Raw genomic sequence first — 22,968 nt, 5'->3', positions numbered from 1 at the left:
TGCATGCTACGGCTAAATCTTACGAAGACCCATCAGAAATGGCGGAACTACTATGTGATGAATGCTGGCGAGCCCTTGACGAAAAATTTGAATTCTGCTTCTTGCCCTATGAAAGAGAGATCTTAAAAGAGCTTGCAGAGCTTATTTATAAATACTTTAAAGATCAAAGCCTGCTAGAAGGAGATACCTACGATTATCTAGTCTATCAGAACAAATCCTGGATAGAGGTCAGAGAGTTGGCCTTAAAGACCTTGCATATTTTCGGATATGATTTAGGTGACTTTGACCTATATTAAGCTCACGGAGCAGCACTTAAATAAAAAGGAACCCAAATGCAAATTAACGGAAAAGAGATATTTGAGAAAGGCACTCTTATGTGCCGTCTAAGTCGAATGGCTTCTTTGGAATATCAGGACAAATATATCGTTCATCCCACAATCAATAAATATGAAGATCCGTCGGAAATGGCGGAACTCTTATATACCGAATGCAAGAACGCTTTATTGGAGCGGTTTGAATTTTGTTTCTTACCATACGAGAGGGATGCGCTAAGAGAACTTAAGGAGCTTATAGATAAGTACACTGAAGATGACAGTATATTAAAGGGGGAAGAAGATGGTGACTATCTAGTATATCAGAATAAGTCTTGGATAGAGGTCAGAGAGCTGGCTTTAAAGACATTGCACATTTTCGGCTATGAACCATATAACTTTAATTATGATTAGCCCCGTATTAGACCTGGTAGAATGAAATTTATCCTACATATCTTTACTCTGTTGCTATGTATAAGCGCCTGGGCTCTGCTTGGTTGTATACAGCGAAAATAAAACCGATGCCACGCAAGCAAATAGTTTCATTCCGGTTGCGTTTAGTTGCGCTGCATCATATCGCCGCACGCCGTAACGACGCATCTTAACGCCGCTAGGCCGTGCGCTGCTACGTCGCGACGCGTACTATCGCTGCGCCTTAAATCCTTGCGCCCGAGGCTCTTAGATCATCTTTCCGACGAGTTTTTCTTTAAATTCCTTGTAAATTTCAGGTCCCGCGTGTTTGTATTCGCTCGTCAGCTTGTTGTGAAATTCCGCCATATCGCCGCCGCTTTCGCGGTAGAGCTTGATCGCGTTTCGCCTTACGGCGCCGTCTTTTAGGTCGCTATCGTAGGCGATGCTCGCGTATCGCGTCCGCGCGCCGTCCTTGATCTCGCGGTAGACCTCGCAGCCCTTGGCTCTGCCGAGCTTTGCGACGCACGCGGCGTATAGGGCTTGCAGGCTCACGCACTGCGGGATCAGCACCTCCGCTGCGGCAAGGTCTGCTTTGGCGATTTTAGAATTTACGACTTTTTGTTCCTGTTGTGCAGCCTTCGGCTCCTGCTTCGCGGTTTTGGACTCTTGTTTTGTGGCTTTTACCCCTTGCTTTTGAGCCTTTGGCTCCTGCTTTGTAGTTTTCGGTCCCGCTTTTTGGGCTTTTTTCTCCGCCGCACCGCTTGTTTTGCTTTGTTTTGTGCCCGCTCCTGCGGCATGTGAGGCTAGGCTGATCTTTTCAAATTTTGGATTTTTGCGGTAGTTTAGATTATTAAAAAATTCTATCACGTCGTCGTAAAATTTATCGTTGCTGACGATGCCGATCTTGCCCTCCTGCCCGCAGAGCTTACCCATCAAAAACACGATGATCTTATCGGCGAAATCCTTTCTTTGCTTGCCGATCGTAAAAACCTCGCCTATGCTAACGCCCATCTTCGATAGGCGCGCAAGGGTTAAGGCGCCGATCTTTTTGGCGGTGTTGGAGACGATATTTAGCTCGTCGCCCTCTTTGAGATTTACGACGTCGAAGATATTATCTACGTCGATATTTTCGTCGTCAATGATAAAATGGGTCAAAGTTTTTCCTTTAAATTAAATTTCAATGCCCGCGCTCGCGCAAATTTCATCTCTAAAGCGCGCGAAAGGCTTCATCGGAGGCTGGTTTTGCAGATGCTCGCCGATGGGCTTTTGCATCCACGCCATATCGTACCAGCGGCCGAATTTATAGGCGCAGCGCTCGAATCTGCCGACAAAGCGAAAGCCCATACGCTCGTGAAATCGCACGCTCGCGTCGTTTAGATATTCGTCATCCCCGCAAGCGATGCAAGCGTTCATATCTACGATGTTTTGAGCCCTAAGCGCGCGCTGTAGCGCCTCGTAGAGCAGCTTGCCGATACCCAGAGCGCGCACGTTTTGCGATACATAGACTGAGCATTCCGCCGACCAATCGTATGCCGCGCGCTCTTTGAAAGTCGAAGCGTAGGCGTAGCCGAGGATTTGGCCCGGTTTTAAATTTACGCCGCTTTGTTTTGCCGAGGCGATTAAATTTGCGCCATTTTGTTTTGCCGCACCGCTTGCGCAATTTCGCGCTTCGTCTGCGGGCGAAATTTCACTCTCTGCGCCAGCCGCGCTTGCGGAAATTTTAAAATTTTCATCTCGTTCATTGTTCGCAAATGTCGCCTCATCGCTTACGTAAGCGAGTAGATAGGGGTATCTTTGCAGCGTCTGCTCGATGCGCTCCGCAAATTCCGCGGCGCTGGGCACGTCGTATTCGAAGCTGATCGCCGTTTGCTTTACGTAAGGCGCGTAAATTTCAAGCAGCGCCTCTGCATCTTGCGGCGTTGCGAGCCGCAGTTTTATCAGCACCCGATCTCCTTTAAATTTAGCCGTTTTTGCATAATTTCAGTTTTAAGCTTATCTAAATTGGCCGCCGCGACCGGCTTTTAAATTTAGCGGGAATTTTATCTCGCGCGCAAAACGGCTAAATTTCAGAGGCATGTTTGAGCGCGTAAATTTTAAAATTTAACCCGCGCCGTTTATTCGCTAAAAAGTCGCCAAAACTCGGGCGCAAATTTCGTCGGAGCAAATTCTATGATCTCGTATTTTGCGACGCCGTTTTGAAAGAACGGATCTTGCGCGATGATCTCATCAAGCTCCGCGCGGTCTTTGGCATTGATTAAGATGATGCCGCCGGTGCGAGGGACTTTTCGCCCCGAGCAGATAAATTTATCCGCCGCGAAAAATTTATCTAAAAACGTGTTGTGCTCGTTGATAAAGCGGTCCGCTTCGCTTGCGTCTTTGACGTAGGTGAGGTTTGCAATAAACATTTTGATCCTTTGTGAGATTTGAAGCGCGATTTTAGCATAAAATTCCAACGGATAAAATTCCCGCCGGAATTTTCGCGCGCTACGTTATAAAAAATATCGGCGAAATTCCGATTATCGCGCAGCCGAGTGCTGCGTAGCGAAGCTTTATCGCAGCAAGCGCACAGATGTTTGCGAGCGCGAAAAGAAGCGGCGGAATTTGCGCCTGAAAGCTCGGCAGAGCAAAGTTTAAAAACGCAAGCAGCGGCGTATCGAGCGCGCCGCCAAGACCTAATAGATGCAAAAATATGCTTAACGGATAAAAGATCACAAACACGTATCCTAGCGGCATGACGCTAAGCTGTTGCAACGAAGCGGTCGGGAAGAAATAATAGACCGCTACGTTCATGCTGAGCCAAACGTAGAGATTGAAAAGTATGACGTTTTGCCAGAGTTTAAATTTAGGCGCGAAATGGTGCAGATAGAGGAAGATATACAGCACGCCGAGGCAGGAGAAATAAAATCCGATCGAAAAAGCCAAGTGTGGGAAAAACGCAAGCAGAAGCGCGATAGTGAGAAAAAGGTTTGTAAATTTAAGCATATAGAAATTTCGCATCGCTAGGTAAAACCCCACGCAGCACATCGCAAGCGAGCGCAGAAAGCTCGGCGTAAAATCAAGCACGAAGAGATATCCGCTCATCAGCACGATCACAAAGACGCTAAGATCGCGCTTGGCGCTGCGATACGGAAAGTAGCGATCCTGAAAGTAGCGGTAGATCGGCATCGCCAAGAGAAAGACGGTGCTAAAGATGATGCCTAGATGAAAGCCACTGATCGAGATGATGTGCGCTATGCCCCAGTTTGTCACGCTAGCGCGCAGCGGTTTTGAAATTTCGGTCGCAAAATACAGCGCGGAGTAAAGATCCGCCGTCATCTCATCTTCGTGTTGGGCTCGGACGAACTCTATCGCGCGCCATTTTGCCCCGGAAGGCGCAAGCTCGTCTCCGATTTTAAAATTTGGCGCGTAAAAGCGCTGCTTTAAAAAATCTAAAAATTTTACGTTTTTCGTTACGATGCCGATATTTACGCGCGCAAAGCGGTGAAATTCCCGCCCGAGCCCAGCGGTCGTGTAGAGGGTGAAATCCGCCGTTTTGAGCTTTAGCACCGTGTAGGTGCGGCCGCGCTCGTTGGTTTTGGCGTAGGCGTTTAAAATTTGCGCGTCGTAAAAGGCGTAGTTTCTCGCGCGGAATTCTTTGAGCTCATAAAATTTCACGCCTAAGTTTATCGATAAAATTCCAAGCAAAATGAGCAGAAAGTATAAAATTTCACGTTTTCGGTAAAAGAGTTGAAGCTTCACGGGCGGTATTTAAGTTCGCGCATGCGGCGAAATTTTAAAATTCCAAGGCTCAATGCCGCACCGTCTCGTAAAAACCGGGCGGCGCGGCATAAAATAAGCCCGTCTTAGCACGAATAATTCGTCGCAAACTCAAACGGCGTAGGGCGCGCCTCGTAAGGCCAAACCTGCGTTTCAAATTTAAAATGCTGATAGGTCTCGATAAAAAGCTCGCTCATTATCGGGCGCAGATACTCGTTATCGCGGATCACCGCCTCTAGGCTGCCGCGAAGCGTGTGCGGAAGCTGCTCGATACCGCGCTCGCGGATCTCATCCAGATGCAGCTTGAATAAATTCTCATCCATCGGCCCCACCGGCTCGGTTTTGTTTTTGATACCGTCGATTCCCGCCATCAGCATCGCCGCAAATGCTAAATACGGGCACGCGGTGCTATCTGGGAAGCGCATCTCCGCGCGCACCGAGTGCTCGCCGCTGCCGTAAGGGATGCGGATCGAAGCAGAGCGGTTTTGGCTCGAATAAGTTAGAATGGACGGCGCCTCAAAGCCCGGGATCAAGCGCTTGTAGCTGTTGGTGCTCGGGTTCGTAAACGCCGCGACGCTGCGCGCATGCTTTAGCACGCCGCCGATGTACCATCTCGCCGCGTCGCTTAAATTTGCGTAGTTGCCCTTTTTGTAAAAGGTGTTTTTGCCCTTTTTCCAGATCGATTGATGCACATGCATTCCGCTGCCGTTATCGCCGTAGAGCGGCTTTGGCATAAAGGTCGCGGTCTTGCCGTTTAGGTGCGCGACCATCTTTACTACGTATTTGTATTTTTGCACGTTGTCGGCGGCCTCGACGAGAGTGCCGTATTTGACGCCGATCTCGCCTTGGCCTTGCGCTACTTCGTGGTGACAGATGAAGGTCTCAAGCCCGATTTGCTCAAGTACCTTTAGCATTTCGGCGCGTAGATCGACCATCGAATCTACGGGCTGGACGGGGAAGTAACCGCCCTTTACGCCCGGGCGGTGACCGCTGTTAAAGCCGTCTTTGTAGTTTTTACCGCTGTTCCAATGCCCCTCTTCGGTATCTACCTTAAACATCGCGCAGTTCATATCATCGATAATCTTTACGTCGTCGAAAACGAAAAACTCATTCTCCGGCCCGAAATAGCAGGTATCTCCAAGACCCGTGGTTTGTAGAAACTGCTCAGCTTTTTTGGCGATCGAGCGCGGGCATTTTTCGTAAAGCTCGTTTTTGTAGATATCATAAACGTCGCAGATGACGATGATCGTCACGTCCGCGGTGAATGGATCCAAAAACGCCGTCCCTACGTCGGGCTTTAGCATCATATCGGATTTATCGATTGGCTGCCACGCCGCTACCGAGCTCGCGTCGAACGGAATTCCATCGGCGAAGTCCTTCGGCAGGCGCTTGTAGTTGTAAGCGACGTGGTGCCAGGTGCCTTTCAGATCGGTAAATCTAAAATCCACAAACTCGACCTCGTTTTCATCGCAAAATTTAAAAAATTCCTTCACGTCATTAACAAATTTTCCCATATTTTTTCCTTTTTTCCGCCCGTATTCGGGCTAAATTTAACGGCGGATTTTAACATTATTTAGTTGAAATTCGACTTTATCTGCGCCGTTTTGCGCGCCGCGATTTTTAAAATTTCTCGCCGCCGTGCCTTTTGAAATCTGAAATTTTCACGCCGCCGAAGATTTTGAAATTTTAAAATTTCTCGCCGTTCACGCTTTTTAAATTTAGCAGAGAGCGGCTGTCGTTAAAATTTATGCCAGCTTTACGAACTGCCGCTCGCGATTTTTGAAAACTGCGATCCGCTCGTAGCCGAACTCGCGCGCTTTGGCGTAAATTTTATCGTAGTTTAGCGCTACTTGGGTAACCGAGTGCGCGTCCGAGCTAAGCGTGATCGGCACGTCTGCATCCGCAAGCACCTCCAAAAGCGCGTCGCTTGGGTAAATTTCATTCGCGGGCTTGCGAAGCCCCGCGGAGTTTAGCTCCACGACGATGCCGCTTTTTTTGATCGCATTTATCGCGCCGCCAGCCAAAACTCTAATATCTTTTTTCGGAGTAAATTTAAAAATTTTAATCAGATCCATGTGCCCTAAAATGTCGAATTTGCCGCTTTTGCACAGCGCGCAGATTAGCGCAAAGTATTCGCGATAAACGTCGTCTATTTCGCGCCCGCTCCACTGATCTAAAAATTCCTCGTTATCAAAGCCCCAGTTGTTTAAAAAATGCACCGAACCGATGAGATAATCAACCTCGCGCGCCTCGCGCGCGAAAATCCGCTCATCCATTAACTCTTTTTTCGTCATAAAATCGACCTCGTATCCCAGCCGCACGTCGATCCGCTCGCTAAACTCATCTCGCAGATCCCTAATCATCCGCTCGTAAAGCTCCATCTGCTCGAAGCTCATTCGGTATTTTTGATCGAAGTTCATCGGCGCGTGATCCGCAAAGCCGAAAATTTCTATGCCTCGTGCGATCGCCGCTTCCAAATACTGTCGCGGCTCGCCGCTAGCGTGGTTGCAAAGATAGGTGTGGTTGTGTAGATCGGCTCGCATCAACTGCTCCTTAAATAAAATTTTGGCTAAATTGTAGTAAAATCGCGCTTAAAAAATCACTAGGAATGTATTTGAAAAAACCCGAACTCTTAGCTCCTGCTGGGAATTTAACGAAACTAAAAATCGCCCTGGCTTACGGCGCGGACGCCGTGTATGCAAGCACCGGCTCATTTTCGCTGCGCCAGCGAAGCGCGAAGGAATTTAGCAAGGAAAGCTTCGCGCAGGGCGTCGCGCACGCGCACGAGCGTGGCAAGAAGCTCTACGCGACCGTGAACGGCTTTGCGACCAACGGCCAGCTAGGAAACATCGAAAGGCATTTGGAATTTCTTCGCGATCTGCGCGTGGATGGAATTTTAATCGCAACTCCAGGCGTTGCGAGCCTCGCGCGAGCCGTAGCTCCAGAAATTCCGATCCACGTCTCTACCCAAGCTAACGTGCTAAATTATCTGGATGCGCAGGTTTGGGCGGAGCTGGGCGCCGTGCGCATCGTCGCGGCGCGAGAGATGACGCTCAAAGACGCCGTGGAGATTAAAGAAAAAATTCCTAACCTCGAGATTGAAATTTTCGTGCACGGCTCGATGTGTTTCGCATACAGCGGGCGCTGTCTTGTTAGCGCGGTGCAAAGCGGGCGCTTTAGCAACCGCGGAAGCTGCGCGAACGACTGCAGATTTAACTACGAGCTTTATGCGAAAAATCCCGAAACCAGCGCGCTTTTCCGCTTACAAGAGCGCGAAGGGGAGGGCACTTTCGTAATGAACGCGAAAGATCTTAGCCTCATTTCGCACGTGCAAAAGATCATGCAAACGGGCGCGATCGACAGCTTCAAAATCGAAGGGCGCACCAAGAGCGAATACTACGTCGCATGCGCCACGAACGCCTACCGCGCGGCGATCGACGATGCCGCGAGCGATAAATTTGAGGCCGGTGTTTACGAGCGCGAGATCGCGACGCTTAAAAACCGCGGTTTTAGCGACGGATATTTGATAAAGCGCCCGTATGAGCGAGAGGATACGCAAAATTTAGACCGTAGCATCGAGCTTGGCACGCATCAGGTTTGCGCGATCTCGCAAGACGGCGAGTTTATAAGCGTCAAAGATAAAATTTTGCCGGGCGAAGCGTATGAAATTTTCGCTCCGCGCGGCTTTAAAATTTGCGCTTGCGATAATGAAATCGGCGAAATTTTTGAGCTTGACGGCAAGCCATATTTGAAATTTAAGAAGCTGCAAAGCCGCAGCGGTAAGGAATTTAGCGAGATTCACAGCGGCAATCTAAATGAGATTAAGCTGCCTGCGAAGCTCGCGGAGTTTTGCTTTTTAAGAAAGGAGATAGAATGAAATTTGTTTCTATAATAATGGGCTCAAAGAGCGATTACGAGGTCGTTTACGAGGCGGCTAAAATTTTAAACGAATTCGGCGCACCGTACGAGATGATCGTATCTTCGGCACACCGAAGCCCCGCCCGCACGGCTAAATACGTCACGGACGCCGAGAAAAAGGGTGCGCAGGTCTTCATCTGCGCGGCGGGCATGGCGGCGCATCTTGCGGGCGCGGTCGCTGCGAATACGACCAAGCCGGTGCTAGGCGTCCCGCTCGGCGGCAGCGCGCTTAGCGGCGTAGATGCGCTGTATTCGACCGTGCAGATGCCTGCGGGCATCCCCGTCGCGACGCTTGCGATCGGCAAGGCGGGCGCGAAAAACGCGGCGTATCTGGCGTTGCAAATTTTAGCTTTAAGCGACGAGGTGCTAAGCTCGAAGCTAAAGGCGGATCGCGCGGCAAAAGCGGAGGCGCTGAAAAAGGACTCCGAGCAGATCGAAGTGCTGCTTGAAGATTAATCTATGAAAATTTTAAAATTGAGCGAGGGCTTTGAAATTTGTGAGCTAAAGGCTCGCACGAATAACGCAGATGAGATGAGCGGGCGAGGGGTGATCGCAAATTTGTGGGGCGAGTTTTTAAAATTTAACGCTAGCAGAAGCAGCGCCACGAAAAATGAAATTTACGCCGTATATTACGACTACGAAAACGGCGCGCATGGCGAATACTCCGTGCTAATAGGCACTTGCTCGAAGGAAGGGCACCATAAGAAAGCCACGACGAAGCTTGCAAATCCGCAAATCAGTGCTGTAAAAATGAGCACGATGAAACCTGCGAAAAATTACATATCGAAGCGGGCGATTACGCGGTTTTTGATTTTGCGAACGAGCCTACGAGAGCTGGCGAATACTGGACCGGAATTTGGAAATTTTTTGAAAGTTCGAAGCTTCAAAGCGCTTTTCAAACGGACTTTGAAAGGCGCTTTGGAAGATAAATTTAAATTTACATATCGATAAAAGGATAAAAATGACGTTTTCACAGATTATTTTGACGCTTCAAAACTACTGGCACGAGCAGGGCTGCTTGCTCGTTCAGCCCTACGATATGCCCGCGGGCGCAGGCACCTATCATCAGGCTACCTTTTTGCGCAGTCTAGGAAGCAAACCTTGGCGTGCGGCATACGTAGCACCCTCGCGTCGCCCAACAGATGGGCGCTACGGCGAAAACCCAAACCGCCTCGGCGCGTATTATCAGTTTCAGGTGATCTTAAAACCGAGCCCGGATAATATCCAAGAACTCTATCTAAAAAGCCTGGAAAAGCTGGGGCTAGATCTTAAAAGCCACGATATTCGCTTCGTAGAAGACAACTGGGAGAGCCCGACGCTAGGGGCCTGGGGGCTTGGCTGGGAGGTTTGGCTAGACGGCATGGAGGTGACGCAGTTTACCTATTTTCAGCAGGTAGGCGGCATCACGTGCGAGCTAATAAGCGGCGAGATCACCTATGGGCTTGAGCGCTTGGCGATGTATCTACAAAACAAAGACGACGTTTACGACATCGTCTGGGACGACAAGGCGGGGCTAGTAACTTACGGCGACGTGCATAAAAGGGGCGAGTTTGAGTTCAGCAAATACAACTTCGAGCTTGCGGACACCGCGATGCTTTTTAATCAGTTTGAAAACTGCTTCGGCGAGTGCAAGAGCATCCTAAAGCACGGCCTGGCGCTTCCCGCGTATGATTACTGCATGCTCGCGGCGCACACGTTCAACGTCCTTGATGCGCGCGGAGCGATCTCGGTCACGCAGAGGCAGGATTATATTTTAAAGATCCGCGATCTTGCCAAAAACTGCGCGCTTTGCTATGCAGATCCGCAAAAATACGTCGCCGAGCTGGATGCCGCGACGTGCAGCGATAAAAAAAGCGGCAAAGAGGGCGGCGCGGCAAACGCAAACTCCGCAGGCGCAAATTTAAAAAACGCTTGCGGCAAGCAAAATTCCGCAGACAAAGCGGATGAAAGCGCAAAGTAGGATTTATGAAAACGGGCGAAATTTATGAAATTTTAAACGCCGCCGCGCCATTTTGCGACGCGGAGGCGTGGGATAATAGCGGGCTAATGCTCGGAAGCTTGGATGATGAAATTTCAAAAATCTATCTAAGCCTTGACGTCACTAGCGAGCTGGTGCGCGAGGCGGAGGCGGGCTCGCTTTTGGTGGTACACCATCCGCTAATTTTTAGCCCGCTAAAATCGCTTGATCCGCGGCTTTATCCTGCAAATTTGATCTATGAGATGATCCGCAAAAATATCTCGCTTATCGCGATGCATACGAACTTTGACAAGCACGTTTTAAACGGATTCGTAGCGCGCAAAATTTTAAAATTTGAAATTACGGATGAGCGGGAATTTTTGGTTTTCATGCGCGCGGATTTGAGCTTTGAGCAGCTGTGTGCACAGATAAAGCGCAAGCTTGGCATCGAGCATCTACGCGCCGTAAAGACGAAAAATTTCATCCAAAGTGTCGCGCTTTGCACCGGCAGCGGAAGCGAACTAAATCAAAGCTTAGGCGTGGATTGTTTCATCACGGGCGATATAAAATATCACGCGGCGCTTCAAAATTTAGAAAACGGCGTGAGTTTGATCGACATAAATCATTTTGAAAGTGAGCGCTATTTTGGGCGCGCGCTCGCACCTTTCTTGCAAAAAAGCAAAATTGAAGTTATAATAAGCGAGCAAAAAAATCCATTTACGTATTATTAAAGGAAAAAGATGAACAAATATTTAAGCCAATTGGTAGAGCTTTGCGAATTCGATAAGCAGCTGGACGGATTTAAGCCTAAAATCGAGGCCGCACAGGAGAAGCTGAGTAAAAAAAGTACTGAAATAAACGGCGCAAAAGAACAGATCGAAACTCTAAATGAGGAGATCGCCGAGCTAAAATCTCAAATTTTACAAGCAAACGCGCAGCTTAGCGCATTTTCGTCCAAGCTAAAAAGCACGGGCAAAAAAAGCGGCGCGGCAAAAACCGAAAAGGAGATCAAGGCCCTTAGCGTCGAAGAGGACATCGCAAAAGAGCAGCTCGAGGCCACAAACGAGGAGATCGAAAGGCTGGAAAAGATCGTAGCCGTAAAGGAAGCGCTCGTAAAAGAGCAGAGCGAAAAGCAAGAGGCATTTGAAGCCGAGTTAAAAAGCCTGCAGGAGCAGGTAAGCGCCGAGATGGGCGAGGTCGAGGTCGCTCGCGGCGCGATCTACGCCAAGCGCGATAAACTAATGCAGGCGATGAACCCAAAAACCGTCTCATTCTACGAAAAGATCCGCAAGTGGGCGGGCAACACGGCGGTCTCGCCGGTGCGCAAACAGGCCTGCTACGGCTGCTTTATGCGCATAAGCGACAAGACCTATTCCGCGGTCATCAAAAGCGACGACATCGTAACCTGCCCGTATTGCGGCAGAATTTTATATAAAGAAGCCGAGTGATCTACACCGCCTTGGCGTTTTTGGCGTGGCTCGTCGCTGCGCCTTTTATTTTTATCCTAAGCTTTAAAAAAAAATACCGCACGAGCCTGAAGGCGCGATTTTTTCTATACAAAAACCCTAAATTTAGCCCCGCCGCGGTGCACTTTCACGCCTGCAGCTTGGGCGAAGTAAACGCTCTTGCGCCGCTAATTTCTAAATTTGAGAGAGTCGCGCTTAGCACGACCACGCAGACGGGCTTCGGTGCGGCGCTCTCTCTCACGCCGAACTCTCGCTACCTGCCGTTTGAAAATTGGCTTCCGTTTTGGCTTACGGGCAGCCGCGTGCTGGTAATTTTCGAAGCGGAGCTGTGGCTAAATTTGATCCGCACCGCTAAATCGCGCGGAAGCTACGTAATCCTGCTAAACGCGCGTATTAGCGACCGCTCGTACGCGAGCTATCTGCGCTTTAAGTTTTATTATCGCAAAGTGTTTGAAAATATCGATCTGGTGCTTGCGCAAAGCGAGCTTGATGCGGCGCGGTTACGGGAGCTCGGCGCAAAAAACATAAAGGTCGCGGGCAACATAAAAAGCGCGAATATCGCCGTTGCGACGAAAGACTATTCCGCCGCGGCCGCAAATAGCTTCGTGCTTACGATCTCAAACACTCACGAGAGCGAAGAGGAGCTCATTTTATCAAATTTAAACGATTTTATAAAATTTCACGGCTCGCAGAATTCGCCCAAAAAAGACCCATACGCAGCGGGTGCCCGCGGCGATAAAAGCTTGCCTGGGGCTGAGCTTCATGGCGAGACAGGCTCGCCCGAGATTGTAAATTTAAACGCAGCTTCTTTGGATGCGACGACTTCAAGCGACGCTTCGTCCGCCGTGCCGAATACGGCGCCTTTAAACGGTGCGTCTTTAAATTCTGCCGTACCGAATGCAGCGCCTGCGATCGCCGCGCCGCAAAAGCTAAAAATCATCCTGGCGCCGAGACATCCTGAGCGCTTCGAAAAGGTATGTGAAATTTGCAAGGCTTGGGCGGATGAGCACGGGCTTAGCTTTGAACGATTTAGCGAGGGCGCTGGGCTTGAGAGCGATTTTATTTTGCTTGATGCCTTCGGCGAGCTAGCGAACTTTTATAAAATTTCAAACGTCGCGATCTTGGGTGGCAGTTTTTTGCGCAATATCGGCGGACATAGCCCGATCGAGGCGGCGAGCTTCGGCGTGCCGATCATCAGCGGGCGATTTTTTCATAATCAAAAGGCGCTGTACGCGCTCGTACAAAACATCGCTCTGTGCGACGCGAACGAAATTTCGAACGCTTTAAAAGAGCCGCTAAAGGGCACGCGGATAGATAAAATTTGCGATCTGCAAGAGATAGAAAATTTAATCAAGGAAAGAATTTAATGCAAGAAAAAGCCTACAAACTGCTGGCGGCGCAGGAAAATATCTCTCACAATGAAGCCAAAGCCCTCATCGACGCGGGGCTTGTAAGCGCGCGCGACGCAAAGATCGCTCTAGCGCGCGAGATGCTCGGCGAAAATACTAAATTTAGCGTGATGAAGCCCGCAAAACCCGCGATCATTTACGAGGATGAGAACGTTTTGGCGGTCAATAAGCCGCCCTTTATGAGCAGCGAAAATTTGGAAAAAATCTATAAATTCGGGCTTCTAAACCGCCTGGATAAGGAGACTAGCGGCGTCGTGCTGCTGCATAAAAACGAAGAATTTCGCGAGGCGGCGATTGCGGAGTTTAAAAATTTGCGCGTGAAAAAAAGCTACATCGCGATCGTAAAAGGGATCGTAAGCGAAGAGATGAAATTTGACGAGCCTATTTTGACGATAAAGACCAGAAGCGGCGCGTTTTCTAAAATTTCGCCAAACGGTAAGAGCGCATTTAGCGAGGTTTATCCGCTGATGGTAAGCGGCAAAAAATCGCTCGTAAAAGTGCGGATCGAAACGGGCAGGACGCATCAGATCCGCGTGCATCTAGCAAATGCGGGATTCGGCGTAATAGGCGATGAAAAATACGCTAAAAGCCGTGCGAAGCGGATGTTTCTGCACTCGTACGAGACTGAAATTTTAGGGCTTAAATTTAAAGCTCCGCTAGGTACAAGCTTCAACGAATTCGGCTTTGAAATTCCTAAGGATCTCTGATATTCAATGGCTTTTAAGTTAATTTTAGGTAACATCGCAAGTTTAAAAATTTTATAAGGGATCAAAGTGTTTGAGATCATAAGCGAGTCGTTTAAAAACGCGGTCAATAAATTAAAAACAATCGATGACGAAAAAGCTTTAAAAAACGCTTTGGAGACGCTAAAAAAGGCGCTTTTAAAGGCCGACGTGCATCACAAAGTCGTAAAGGATTTTTTGGCGCTTGTCGAAGCCGATCTTCGTATCGGTACGATAGGGCAGAAGCCATTTTTGCAGTCCATCAAGACAAATTTGACTAAAATTTTAACGGCGCCTAGAGGCAGCAGCCAGGGATTTGTGTTCGCTAGCACGCCTCCTACGGTAGCTTTGATGACGGGACTTCAAGGAAGCGGAAAATCCACAAGCACGATAAAACTCGCGAATTATCTGAAACTTCGTAAAAAAAAGGTCTTGGTCGCAGCGTGCGACTTGCAGCGTCTAGCCGCGGTCGAGCAGCTCCGCCAGCTTTGCGAAGCAAACGAGATCGAGCTATTTTTCATCGAGGGCGAGAGCGATCCGTTAAGGGTTGCGCAGAAGGCGCTAAGCAAGGCTAAAAGCGGGCTTTATGACGTATTGCTCGTAGATACGGCGGGACGTCTCGCGATAGATGAGGCGCTAATGGCGCAGCTTACAGAGATGAAAAAAGCTCTAAATCCGCATGAAATTTTTTACGTAGCGGACGCCATGAGCGGTCAAGACGGCATTAAAACGGCCGCTAAATTTGATGAAATTTTAGGCCTTACTGGCGTGATCTTAAGTAAATTTGATGCCGATACCAAAGGCGGCGTAGCCCTTGGTATCGCGCAGCAGCTGGGTATCCCGCTTCGCTTTATCGGAACCGGCGAAAAGGTGGCCGATCTGGAGGGCTTTATACCCGATAGAATCACCGGCCGCATTATGGGCGAGGGCGATTTAGCGACGCTGGCCGAGAAAACAAGCGCCGTTTTTGACGAAAGAGAAGCTAAAGCTTTGAACAAAAAGATCAAAAAGGGCGAGTTTAATTTCAACGATTTCGTAAATCAGCTAGAAAGTGTGAAAAAGCTCGGTAATATGAAAAATTTAATCGGCATGATCCCGGGGCTTTCCGGCATGGCGAATAAGATAAAAGATATCGATTTGGAAAACTCCAAAGAGATACTTCATATCAAAGCGATGATCAATTCTATGACGCCGAAAGAGCGCGAAAATCCGGAACTGCTAAATAATTCGCGCAAGCGCAGGCTTGCTGCCGGCGCGGGGCTTTCGCAGGTGGAGGTGAACCGCTTCTTAAAGCAGTTCGCGGGCGCTTCGAAGCTTGCGAAAAAATTTTCGGGCAAGGGCGGCATGCAGGGGCTTGCCTCAATCGCTCAAAGGCAAAATTTACCGAGATAATTTCTCGGTAGAGTTTGCAGATGTTTAAGTTTTAGCCATCTGCAAGTTCTAAAACTTACAAAAATTTAAGGAGAAAAAATGGCAACAGTTGTTAGGCTTACAAGAATCGGAAGAAAGAAGCAGCCTTTTTACCGCATCGTGGTAACGGATAGCAGGAAAAGACGCGACGGCGGCTTTATCGAGACGATCGGTTTTTATAATCCGTTAAAGCAGAGCGATAATATCAAATTTGACGTGGAACGTTTGGCATACTGGAAGAGCGTAGGCGCGAAGTTAAGCGATAGGGTCGCTCAAATCACAAGCAAATAAAATGGTAGAAAATTTTATAAAAGAATACGCAAAGTTGATCGCCGACTATCCGCAGTCCGTCTCTACGCAAAAGCGGGTCGGTGAAAACTTTACCGAGATCATCGTCTATGCCGACAAGGCCGACACCGGCAAACTCATCGGCAAGGACGGCAAAATGATAAACGCCATAAAGACCGTCATCATCGGCTACAAAGCAAAAGATCCGATCAATTATAAAATTACCGTCAAAGCCAAAGATGCCTGATGATCTTTTAGAGGTCGCGAAGCTCGGTCGGACTATCGGCCTAAAGGGCGCGGTTAAAATTTTCGATCGCAGCGACTTCCCCTCTCAGTTTAAAAAAGGCGCCAAATTTTATCTGCGAAACGGCGAAATTCTAGAAATTCTATCCTTCAACGGCGCAAATTCTAGCGCTATTTTTAAAAATTACGAAAGCGTAGAAGCGGCGGCAAATTTAACCAACCAAATTCTTTACCGAAGCAAAGAGGACACGCGGAAATTTTGCAAATTACAAAAGGGCGAGTTTTTTTACTTCGATATTATCGGGCTTGAAATTTACGAAGACGGCGCGGTTTTGGGGCGCGTAAAGGACATATCGCAGATCGGAAGCGGCTATCTTTTTGAGGTAGAAACGGATGAAAGCTTAATCTCGCAGGCTTTGCCGAAAGAATTTTTCATCCCCTACGTGGATGCCTATGTGAAAGAAATTTCGCTTAACGAGCGTAAAATTTTTACACAAAACGCGCGCGCGATTTTGGAAAATTCATGAATTTTATCTTCATCTCGCTGTTTGAAAATCTCATCGCGCCGTATTTTGAGGACTCTATTTTAAAGCGCGCGGTCGATAAAAAAATAATTGCGACGCATTTTTTTAATCCGCGAAATTTCACGGCAAATCGGTATAAAAAGGTAGATGATTATATGATAGGCGGCGGTGCTGGGCTTTTGATCGGTACGGAGCCGCTTGCTAAGACGATCGAACATGTAAGAGCTAAATTTAAAAACACCAAGGTTATCTACCTTTCGCCCGCCGGTAAAAAATTTAACCAAAACGATGCCAAGCGCCTAAGCGGCGAAGAGGGCCTATGCTTTATCTGCGGGCGCTACGAGGGGATCGATGAGCGCATAGTCGAAAGATATGTAGATGAAATTTTTTGCATCGGCGATTTCGTCCTTACCGGCGGCGAGCTCGGCGCGCTTTGCATGTGTGATGCGATAAGCCGCAACATAAAGGGCGTTTTAGGCAACGAAAGCTCGCTTGTTGAAGAAAGTTTTGAGGGCGGAATTTTAGAGGCGCCCGCATTTACAAAGCCTGATGTTTTTGAAAATTTACCTATAGTTTCAGAGTTTTTAAAGGGTAATCACGCTAAAATGCGCAGCTTAAAAAATCAAATGGCGCTATGCAAAACGAGGTTCTTCCGCCCGGATATGTACCGAAAGATCGCCAGAAATAAAGGAAATTTATGAAAAATAAATATATTCAAGCGTTCGAGGACGCTCAGATCACAAGCAAAAGTGTGCCTGATTTCCGTGCCGGCGACACCTTAAAGGTAGCCATCAGGATCAAAGAGGGCGATAAGAGCAGAATTCAAAATTTCGAGGGTACCTGCATTGCGCGTCGCGGAAACGGCGTCAGCGAGACTTTTATCATCCGCAAGATCGGCGCTAATAGCGTCGGCGTAGAGAGAATTTTCCCAATCTACAGCGAGAGTATCGAAAGTATCGAGGTTTTAAGAAAAGGACGCGTTCGCCGCGCGAAGCTATTTTACCTACGCGACAGACGCGGTAAAGCGGCTAAAATCAAAGAGCTTAGAAAATAATCCTTTAAATTTACGCTTCTCAATTAAAAAAAGGAACCTCTTTTTATAATGCGCGAGATTTTAAAAAATTTCGCGCAAAATCTACTCGCATTAAATCTAAAATTTTACAACTTTTCCATTAAAATTTTTAATTCTAAACTGCCTAAAAATCGTCTTTTCCTATAGAAAAAGATAAAATATATCCTGATTTTATTTGCGTTTAAAAATATTACTATAAAATGCAAATTTTAATTTAGAAAGCTCGCGCTAAATTCGAGGATTCGGCCGAGTAAAAATTTATTCAGTAAAGAGCGAGATGTGATTTTTTTAGGCATTGACGTAGGATCAACCACTGTTAAAACGGTAGTTTTAAACGAAAGATATGAAATTTTAAGCAAGAGCTACGAGCGGCATTTGGCAAAGCCCAAGGAGTTGGTGCTGGATAAAATTTTGCAAATCCAAAAAACCTATGCAGGCGAGCAATTCAGCGTCGCCATAGCGGGTTCGGCGGGCATGGGTATCGCCAAAAATTGCAAAATTCCGTTCGTCCAAGAGGTTTTCGCTACCTCGCTCGGCGTCAAGCGGATGTTTCCAAAGACCGATGTCGTCATCGAGCTGGGCGGTGAGGATGCTAAAATTTTATTTCTCACGGGCGGGCTTGAAGAGCGTATGAACGGCTCATGCGCGGGCGGTACCGGCGCATTTATCGATCAGATGACCAACCTTTTGCATCTGGACATCACGGAGCTCGACCGCCTAAGCTTTGCGGCTAATAAAATTTACCCGATCGCCTCACGTTGTGGCGTATTTGCTAAAAGCGACATTCAGCCGCTACTAAATCAGGGCGTTAGAAAAGAGGATATTTGCGCTAGTATCTACGCCGCGGTCGTCGAGCAGACGATCTCAGGGCTTGCGCAGGGTCGCGAGGTCAAGGGCAATATCCTATTCTTGGGCGGTCCGTTGTTTTTCCTAAAAGGCCTTCAGAAGCGCTTTAAAGAGGTGCTAAAGCTTACCGACGAAACCGCGACCTTTCCCGACATCGCGCCTTACTTCGTGGCTTACGGCAGCGCGCTGTACGCAAAAGATACGGGCGAGACGTTAAATTTAGAGGAGACGATCGCGCTTTTAAAAAAGGAGCCTGACAGGACCGCGCTGGAAGCCGAGCCGCCACTTTTTAAAGACAGGGCGGAATTTGACGAGTTCACCGCTCGCCATGCCCGCGCAAGCGTGCCTAAGGTGGATATCCACACCTACAGCGGAGATGCGTATTTGGGCGTGGATTGCGGCAGCACTACGATCAAAGTCGTGCTTATGGGCGCAAACTACGAGCTACTGTATAAATTTTACTCCTCCAATAAAGGCGATCCGGTCGATATTCTACTGCCGCGCCTTGAGGAACTATACGATCTTTGCGGTGACCGCATTAAAATTAAAGGCAGCGGCGTTACCGGCTACGGCGAGGATCTCATTAAAACCGCCTTTCGCTTTGATTACGGTATCGTCGAGACAATCGCGCATTATAGTGCTGCGCGCCACTTCAATCCGAAAGTAGATTTTATCATCGACATCGGCGGGCAGGACATCAAGTGTTTCTCCATTAAAGATGGCAATATCGATTCTATCGTGCTAAATGAGGCATGTAGCTCGGGCTGCGGCTCGTTTTTGCAGACCTTTTCAAATTCCTTGGGTTACGATATCAAAGATTTTGCAAACCTAGCCCTTTTTGCAACCCATCCCGCCAAGCTTGGTAGCCGCTGCACGGTCTTTATGAACTCTTCGGTCAAGCAGGCTCAAAAGGACGGCGCTACGATCGAGGACATCAGCGCTGGACTTGCTATTAGCGTCATAAAAAACGCGATTTACAAGGTCATCCGAGTGCGAAACGCCGACGATTTGGGTCAAAACATCGTAGTGCAGGGTGGTACCTTTTTAAATAACGCTGTGCTGCGTGCCTTCGAAAAAGAGCTCGGCAAGGACGTGATCCGTCTAGATATCAGCGAGCTTATGGGCGCATACGGCGCGGCGCTTTTTGCCAAAAATAACGCAAACGAGCACACTGATATGATCAGTCGTGCAGAGCTTGAAAATTTCACTCATCGCAGCGAATTTAGCGTCTGCAAGCTCTGTACGAACAAATGCCCGCTTACGATCAGCTACTTCGGCGATACTAAATTTGTCTCGGGCAATAAATGCGAGCGCGGCGCGGGCAAGGAGATCCGCCACGACATTACGAATTTATTTGAGTTTAAAAACGAGCTTTTGCGAAAATATCGCAAGCCACCGAAGCAGGATGCGCCGCAGGTTGGAATTCCGTTTGTTTTGAATATGTTTGAGATGATCCCGTTTTGGAGTGCGTTTTTTGAAAATTTAGGCATGAGCGTCATGCTGTCGCAAAAGCCGCGAAAAGAGACGCTGTTTTTAGCAAGCCAGAGCATCCCGAGCGACACCGTCTGCTACCCGGCTAAAAGCGTGCACGGCCACATCTACGATCTTTTAAACAAGGATGTGGATTTTATCTTTTATCCATGCATGAGCTACAGCCTCGATGAAAATATCAGCGAGAACTGCTACAATTGCCCCGTAGTCGCATACTACCCCGAGCTGATTCGCTCAAACGTAGGGGCGCTGGAGGAGAAAAAATTCCTCTACCCGCACGTGGATCTTAACATGCAAGATTCGTTTTGCAAAACGATGCAGGCTGAGCTAGCGGACGCCGGGTATAAATTTCATTCCGACGCCGTGAAAAACGCCGTCTTGCAAGGCCTTAAGGAGCTGCAAAACTATAAAAATACCATTTTAATAAAAGGCGAGGAGACCCTAAAAGAGATACAAAGCAGCGGTGCCAGCGCCATTGTGCTAGCGGGTCGTCCGTATCATATCGACAAGACGATCAACCACGGCATCGATCGCTATCTAAATTCCTTGGGCTTTATAGTGCTTAGCGAGGACGCACTGCCGCTTAGCAGGGTGCAGACGAAAAGCCTTAATCAATGGACCTACCATGCCAGGCTTTATAGCGCGGCGCAGTTTGTTTGTAAATACCCGCGCATGCAGCTGGTGCAGCTAGTTAGCTTCGGCTGCGGGATCGATGCGATCACGGGCGACGAGGTGCGCGACATACTGCGCCAAAACGGTAAAATTTACACTCAACTTAAAATCGACGAGGTTACGAACCTAGGCGCCGTTAAAATTCGTCTGCGTAGCCTAAAAGCGACTATGATAGAGCGCGAAAGGCAAGGCGCGCAACAAGAAGCAAGAAAGGATGCGCGCTAATGTTTGCTAAATTTACGAAGGATATGAAAGCGACCCACACGATATTGATCCCCACGATGATCGATCCGCATTTTCGCTTTATGCAAGGCGTGCTGCGCGACGAGGGCTATAAGAGCGTCCTACTCGGCGAAAATCGTCAAAATATCGTCGAGGAGGGGCTTCGCAGTGTGCATAACGACATGTGCTACCCCGCGTTGCTCGTCATCGGGCAGTTTATCGACGCGCTCAAAAGCGGCGAGTTTGATACGCACAAAGTAGCGCTTCTCATCAGCCAAACGGGCGGCGGCTGCAGAGCGAGCAACTACATAAATTTGCTTCGCAAAGCGCTTGAGGACAGCGGCTTTAGCTACGTCCCTGCGATCTCGTTAAATTTCGGCTCGCTAGATGAGAATGAATTTAGCCTCGGCAAAAAATCGCTTCTAAAGCTCTTTGCCGCGATATTTTACGGCGATTTGATGATGGGACTATATAATCAGTGCAAGCCCTACGAAAAGATCAAAAATCAAACGAATGAAATTTACGAACTCTGCGCCGAGCGGATCAAAAATTTGACCGATCAAAGATCGTTTTTCAATCTCAAGAAAAATTTCAAATTTATCCTCTCACAGTTCGCTAAAATCGAGCGTGACGATAAGCCGCGAGTAAAAGTGGGCATCGTGGGCGAAATTTATCTCAAATACTCGCCCATCGGCAACAACGGCCTAAACGCCTACCTCATCCGCGAAAACGCCGAGCCCGTAAATACGGGGCTGATGGACTTCGTGCTTACCTGCATCTACGATGCGGTCTACGACAAGCAGCTCTACGGCAAGGGCGGCGCGGCGTATTACGGCTCGCTTGCGGTCGCTAAAGTAGTGGAATTTTTCCAGCGCATGATGATTAAGCAGATGAAGCGCTTCGGATTTCGCGCGCCGAGCCCATTTAGCGAGGTTCGTGCCGCCGCCGATGGCTACATCGGTCATGGCGTGAAGATGGGCGAGGGCTGGCTGCTGACGGCGGAGATGGTCGAGTTTATGCGTCACGGCATACAAAACGTCGTGTGCGCGCAGCCCTTTGGCTGCCTGCCGAACCACATCATCGCGCGCGGAATGATCCGAAAGATCAAACAGAACTACCCGCAAGCAAACATCGCCGCTATCGACTACGACCCGGGCGCAAGCGCGGTAAATCAAGAAAACCGCATAAAGCTGATGCTTGCTAACGCAAATCGAAAGTAGCCCGCCACATATCAAAAATGGCTTTGGAATTTTAGATTCTAAAGCCTACCGTAAAATTTTAAAATTTAAAAGCAAGCTCGCGATGACGGTTAAATTTTGACGCGCAAATAGCTCGCTTCCTTCCGAGAAATTTCCTCGAGATTTTAAAATTTTAAAATCTTGGCAGTGCCATTGCGCTTATTTTGCCTTTTCCGTGCGTTTTGGTTTCAATTCTTGCGAAATTTCATCGGAATTTTATGGAAGTCCGCGCGAAATTCTACGCGTCGCCGCCATAGAATTCCACCGCAGAATTCTATTCCGCTGCGCCGTAAAATTCCACTCTCATTAAGGCAAAATTTAATACAATCCGTCTTTAAATTTTACGAAGGAAGTTTATGAAATTTTGGATTTGCGGCGCGGTTTTGGCACTATGCTGTGGGATTTTTAGCGGATGCGCGAGTAAGAATTTGCCGGGCTACATGCAAGGGCGCGAGCATATCATCGCTATGAGCGCGGCGTCTGGCGGTCAGCTGCGTATGAGCGGCGAGATTTATGATTACGTATTTGATGCAAATCTTAGTGCCGTGCGCGCCAAGGTTGCGAGTCTGGCGTCGCTAAATAAAGACGCGATAAGGCGCAACGTAAGCATGCTCACGATCGACAGATACAATGAAGGCAGTGATGCCGCATATATCCAGCACGAAATCGAGCTCGTAAAATACGATCTACCGCTATCCGTGCAGGCTAAGCTGATGGACGACCCAGAGCAGCTGGAGCCCGCGTATAGTTCTACGTTTCGTTACTCTTATCTGATCGAAGGCAAATATTTTAAGCGCCTAAAAGATCACGACGAGCTACGCAGATCGCACCGCCTAGGCGTGCCGATCGAGTATCCCGCGCGTATAGCGGTCGATAGCGGGATCAAAAGCGAGCGCGATGCAAAAATGGATACCGATATACAAGGACTCATCGTAATGCCGCTAATGATGCCGGTGCTGCTTTTAGGCAGTATCCTAGGCGGCTAGAATCGACTGAACCACGGAAGTGAAAT

At 48.4% G+C, this 22,968-nt stretch carries 24 protein-coding genes and 1 pseudogene; 19 read left to right on the top strand and 6 right to left on the bottom strand.

The window, feature by feature from the left end:
• Positions 1-38 precede the first annotated feature (38 nt).
• Together Q0323_RS02960 and Q0323_RS02955 are read left to right on the top strand one after the other, a co-directional pair.
• Complete coding sequence (locus Q0323_RS02960) at positions 39-296, top strand: hypothetical protein (protein ID WP_298051314.1); 258 nt, start codon at positions 39-41, stop codon at positions 294-296.
• A gap of 36 nt (positions 297-332) precedes the next feature.
• A complete protein-coding gene (locus Q0323_RS02955) occupies positions 333-725 on the top strand; it encodes a phytanoyl-CoA dioxygenase (protein ID WP_298051312.1) in 393 nt (130 codons plus the stop codon).
• A 264-nt stretch (positions 726-989) separates the two neighbouring features.
• Here the strand turns inward: Q0323_RS02955 and Q0323_RS02950 are convergent, their stop codons facing one another.
• The 6 genes from Q0323_RS02950 to Q0323_RS02925 form a co-directional block, all read right to left on the bottom strand.
• Positions 990-1,877, bottom strand: coding sequence for a hypothetical protein (locus Q0323_RS02950; RefSeq protein ID WP_298051310.1), 888 nt, complete (start codon positions 1,875-1,877; stop codon positions 990-992).
• Between the two features lie 15 nt (positions 1,878-1,892).
• Positions 1,893-2,666 (bottom strand): GNAT family N-acetyltransferase, encoded by a 774-nt coding sequence (locus tag Q0323_RS02945; RefSeq protein WP_298051308.1) that lies wholly within the window; start codon positions 2,664-2,666, stop codon positions 1,893-1,895.
• Positions 2,667-2,836: 170 nt separating this feature from the next.
• The gene (locus tag Q0323_RS02940) at positions 2,837-3,127 is read right to left on the bottom strand and encodes a YciI family protein (protein ID WP_297941828.1); all 291 of its coding nucleotides are present in this window, start codon (positions 3,125-3,127) and stop codon (positions 2,837-2,839) included.
• A 79-nt stretch (positions 3,128-3,206) separates the two neighbouring features.
• On the bottom strand, positions 3,207-4,460 hold the full coding sequence (locus Q0323_RS02935; RefSeq protein ID WP_298051306.1) for a ComEC/Rec2 family competence protein: 1,254 nt from the start codon (positions 4,458-4,460) through the stop codon (positions 3,207-3,209).
• A gap of 104 nt (positions 4,461-4,564) precedes the next feature.
• Positions 4,565-5,992, bottom strand: a complete 1,428-nt coding sequence (gene glnA, locus Q0323_RS02930; protein ID WP_291939715.1) for a type I glutamate--ammonia ligase — start codon at positions 5,990-5,992, stop codon at positions 4,565-4,567.
• A 231-nt stretch (positions 5,993-6,223) separates the two neighbouring features.
• A complete protein-coding gene (locus tag Q0323_RS02925; RefSeq protein WP_298051303.1) occupies positions 6,224-7,021 on the bottom strand; it encodes a histidinol-phosphatase in 798 nt (265 codons plus the stop codon).
• A gap of 71 nt (positions 7,022-7,092) precedes the next feature.
• Here Q0323_RS02925 and Q0323_RS02920 point away from each other — a divergent pair, with 71 nt between their 5' ends.
• From Q0323_RS02920 to Q0323_RS02840, 17 genes and pseudogenes are all read left to right on the top strand, one after another.
• Complete coding sequence (locus Q0323_RS02920; protein WP_298051301.1) at positions 7,093-8,355, top strand: peptidase U32 family protein; 1,263 nt, start codon at positions 7,093-7,095, stop codon at positions 8,353-8,355.
• Positions 8,352-8,852 (top strand): 5-(carboxyamino)imidazole ribonucleotide mutase, encoded by a 501-nt coding sequence (gene purE, locus Q0323_RS02915; RefSeq protein ID WP_298051300.1) that lies wholly within the window; start codon positions 8,352-8,354, stop codon positions 8,850-8,852. Before Q0323_RS02920 ends, purE begins: the two co-directional genes overlap by 4 nt.
• A 3-nt stretch (positions 8,853-8,855) precedes the next feature.
• Positions 8,856-9,347, top strand: coding sequence for a hypothetical protein (locus tag Q0323_RS02910; RefSeq protein WP_298051298.1), 492 nt, complete (start codon positions 8,856-8,858; stop codon positions 9,345-9,347).
• 10 nt (positions 9,348-9,357) lie between these two features.
• Positions 9,358-10,194, top strand: a pseudogene (gene glyQ, locus Q0323_RS02905) (glycine--tRNA ligase subunit alpha); the annotation flags it as partial.
• A 167-nt stretch (positions 10,195-10,361) separates the two neighbouring features.
• Positions 10,362-11,084, top strand: coding sequence for a Nif3-like dinuclear metal center hexameric protein (locus tag Q0323_RS02900; RefSeq protein WP_298051297.1), 723 nt, complete (start codon positions 10,362-10,364; stop codon positions 11,082-11,084).
• Between the two features lie 9 nt (positions 11,085-11,093).
• On the top strand, positions 11,094-11,801 hold the full coding sequence (locus Q0323_RS02895; RefSeq protein ID WP_298051295.1) for a zinc ribbon domain-containing protein: 708 nt from the start codon (positions 11,094-11,096) through the stop codon (positions 11,799-11,801).
• On the top strand, positions 11,798-13,186 hold the full coding sequence (locus Q0323_RS02890) for a 3-deoxy-D-manno-octulosonic acid transferase (protein ID WP_298051293.1): 1,389 nt from the start codon (positions 11,798-11,800) through the stop codon (positions 13,184-13,186). Before Q0323_RS02895 ends, Q0323_RS02890 begins: the two co-directional genes overlap by 4 nt.
• Positions 13,186-13,935 carry an RluA family pseudouridine synthase gene (locus tag Q0323_RS02885; RefSeq protein ID WP_298051291.1) on the top strand — a complete coding sequence of 250 codons (750 nt, stop codon included), beginning with the start codon at positions 13,186-13,188 and terminating at the stop codon, positions 13,933-13,935. Before Q0323_RS02890 ends, Q0323_RS02885 begins: the two co-directional genes overlap by 1 nt.
• Before the next feature lie 66 nt (positions 13,936-14,001).
• Positions 14,002-15,342: a signal recognition particle protein gene (ffh, locus tag Q0323_RS02880; RefSeq protein ID WP_298051289.1), complete on the top strand. Its 1,341-nt coding sequence runs from the start codon at positions 14,002-14,004 to the stop codon at positions 15,340-15,342.
• A gap of 78 nt (positions 15,343-15,420) precedes the next feature.
• Entirely contained in the window at positions 15,421-15,651 is a 231-nt protein-coding gene (gene rpsP, locus Q0323_RS02875) for a 30S ribosomal protein S16 (RefSeq protein ID WP_298051288.1), read from the top strand.
• Position 15,652: 1 nt separating this feature from the next.
• Positions 15,653-15,895 (top strand): KH domain-containing protein, encoded by a 243-nt coding sequence (locus Q0323_RS02870; RefSeq protein ID WP_005873158.1) that lies wholly within the window; start codon positions 15,653-15,655, stop codon positions 15,893-15,895.
• On the top strand, positions 15,888-16,418 hold the full coding sequence (gene rimM, locus Q0323_RS02865; RefSeq protein ID WP_298051286.1) for a ribosome maturation factor RimM: 531 nt from the start codon (positions 15,888-15,890) through the stop codon (positions 16,416-16,418). The genes Q0323_RS02870 and rimM overlap by 8 nt, the downstream gene beginning before the upstream one ends.
• Complete coding sequence (trmD, locus tag Q0323_RS02860) at positions 16,415-17,116, top strand: tRNA (guanosine(37)-N1)-methyltransferase TrmD (RefSeq protein WP_298051284.1); 702 nt, start codon at positions 16,415-16,417, stop codon at positions 17,114-17,116. The genes rimM and trmD overlap by 4 nt, the downstream gene beginning before the upstream one ends.
• Positions 17,113-17,469, top strand: coding sequence for a 50S ribosomal protein L19 (rplS, locus tag Q0323_RS02855; protein ID WP_005873155.1), 357 nt, complete (start codon positions 17,113-17,115; stop codon positions 17,467-17,469). Before trmD ends, rplS begins: the two co-directional genes overlap by 4 nt.
• A gap of 297 nt (positions 17,470-17,766) precedes the next feature.
• Entirely contained in the window at positions 17,767-20,721 is a 2,955-nt protein-coding gene (locus Q0323_RS02850) for an acyl-CoA dehydratase activase (RefSeq protein ID WP_298051282.1), read from the top strand.
• Positions 20,721-21,938 (top strand): 2-hydroxyacyl-CoA dehydratase, encoded by a 1,218-nt coding sequence (locus tag Q0323_RS02845; RefSeq protein ID WP_295098664.1) that lies wholly within the window; start codon positions 20,721-20,723, stop codon positions 21,936-21,938. Before Q0323_RS02850 ends, Q0323_RS02845 begins: the two co-directional genes overlap by 1 nt.
• 374 nt (positions 21,939-22,312) lie before the next feature.
• Positions 22,313-22,942: a hypothetical protein gene (locus Q0323_RS02840; protein ID WP_298051280.1), complete on the top strand. Its 630-nt coding sequence runs from the start codon at positions 22,313-22,315 to the stop codon at positions 22,940-22,942.
• Positions 22,943-22,968 lie beyond the last annotated feature (26 nt).

The sequence above is a fragment of the uncultured Campylobacter sp. genome (genome assembly GCF_938030145.1).
Classification (GTDB): Bacteria; Campylobacterota; Campylobacteria; order Campylobacterales; family Campylobacteraceae; genus Campylobacter_B.
This window is presented reverse-complemented; position numbering and strand designations above follow the sequence as displayed.

Bases quoted from the DNA above. Each gene is read 5' to 3' on its own strand.
- glnA (WP_291939715.1), bottom strand. From the start codon at position 5,992: ATGGGAAAATTTGTTAATGACGTGAAGGAATTTTTTAAATTTTGCGAT.
- rpsP (WP_298051288.1), top strand. From the start codon at position 15,421: ATGGCAACAGTTGTTAGGCTTACAAGAATCGGAAGAAAGAAGCAGCCT.
- Q0323_RS02900 (WP_298051297.1), top strand. From the start codon at position 10,362: ATGAAAACGGGCGAAATTTATGAAATTTTAAACGCCGCCGCGCCATTT.
- rimM (WP_298051286.1), top strand. From the start codon at position 15,888: ATGCCTGATGATCTTTTAGAGGTCGCGAAGCTCGGTCGGACTATCGGC.
- Q0323_RS02910 (WP_298051298.1), top strand. From the start codon at position 8,856: ATGAAAATTTTAAAATTGAGCGAGGGCTTTGAAATTTGTGAGCTAAAG.
- purE (WP_298051300.1), top strand. From the start codon at position 8,352: ATGAAATTTGTTTCTATAATAATGGGCTCAAAGAGCGATTACGAGGTC.
- Q0323_RS02960 (WP_298051314.1), top strand. From the start codon at position 39: ATGGCGGAACTACTATGTGATGAATGCTGGCGAGCCCTTGACGAAAAA.
- Q0323_RS02845 (WP_295098664.1), top strand. From the start codon at position 20,721: ATGTTTGCTAAATTTACGAAGGATATGAAAGCGACCCACACGATATTG.
- Q0323_RS02955 (WP_298051312.1), top strand. From the start codon at position 333: ATGCAAATTAACGGAAAAGAGATATTTGAGAAAGGCACTCTTATGTGC.
- Q0323_RS02840 (WP_298051280.1), top strand. From the start codon at position 22,313: ATGAAATTTTGGATTTGCGGCGCGGTTTTGGCACTATGCTGTGGGATT.
- Q0323_RS02870 (WP_005873158.1), top strand. From the start codon at position 15,653: ATGGTAGAAAATTTTATAAAAGAATACGCAAAGTTGATCGCCGACTAT.
- Q0323_RS02895 (WP_298051295.1), top strand. From the start codon at position 11,094: ATGAACAAATATTTAAGCCAATTGGTAGAGCTTTGCGAATTCGATAAG.
- trmD (WP_298051284.1), top strand. From the start codon at position 16,415: ATGAATTTTATCTTCATCTCGCTGTTTGAAAATCTCATCGCGCCGTAT.
- Q0323_RS02885 (WP_298051291.1), top strand. From the start codon at position 13,186: ATGCAAGAAAAAGCCTACAAACTGCTGGCGGCGCAGGAAAATATCTCT.
- Q0323_RS02940 (WP_297941828.1), bottom strand. From the start codon at position 3,127: ATGTTTATTGCAAACCTCACCTACGTCAAAGACGCAAGCGAAGCGGAC.
- Q0323_RS02925 (WP_298051303.1), bottom strand. From the start codon at position 7,021: ATGCGAGCCGATCTACACAACCACACCTATCTTTGCAACCACGCTAGC.
- rplS (WP_005873155.1), top strand. From the start codon at position 17,113: ATGAAAAATAAATATATTCAAGCGTTCGAGGACGCTCAGATCACAAGC.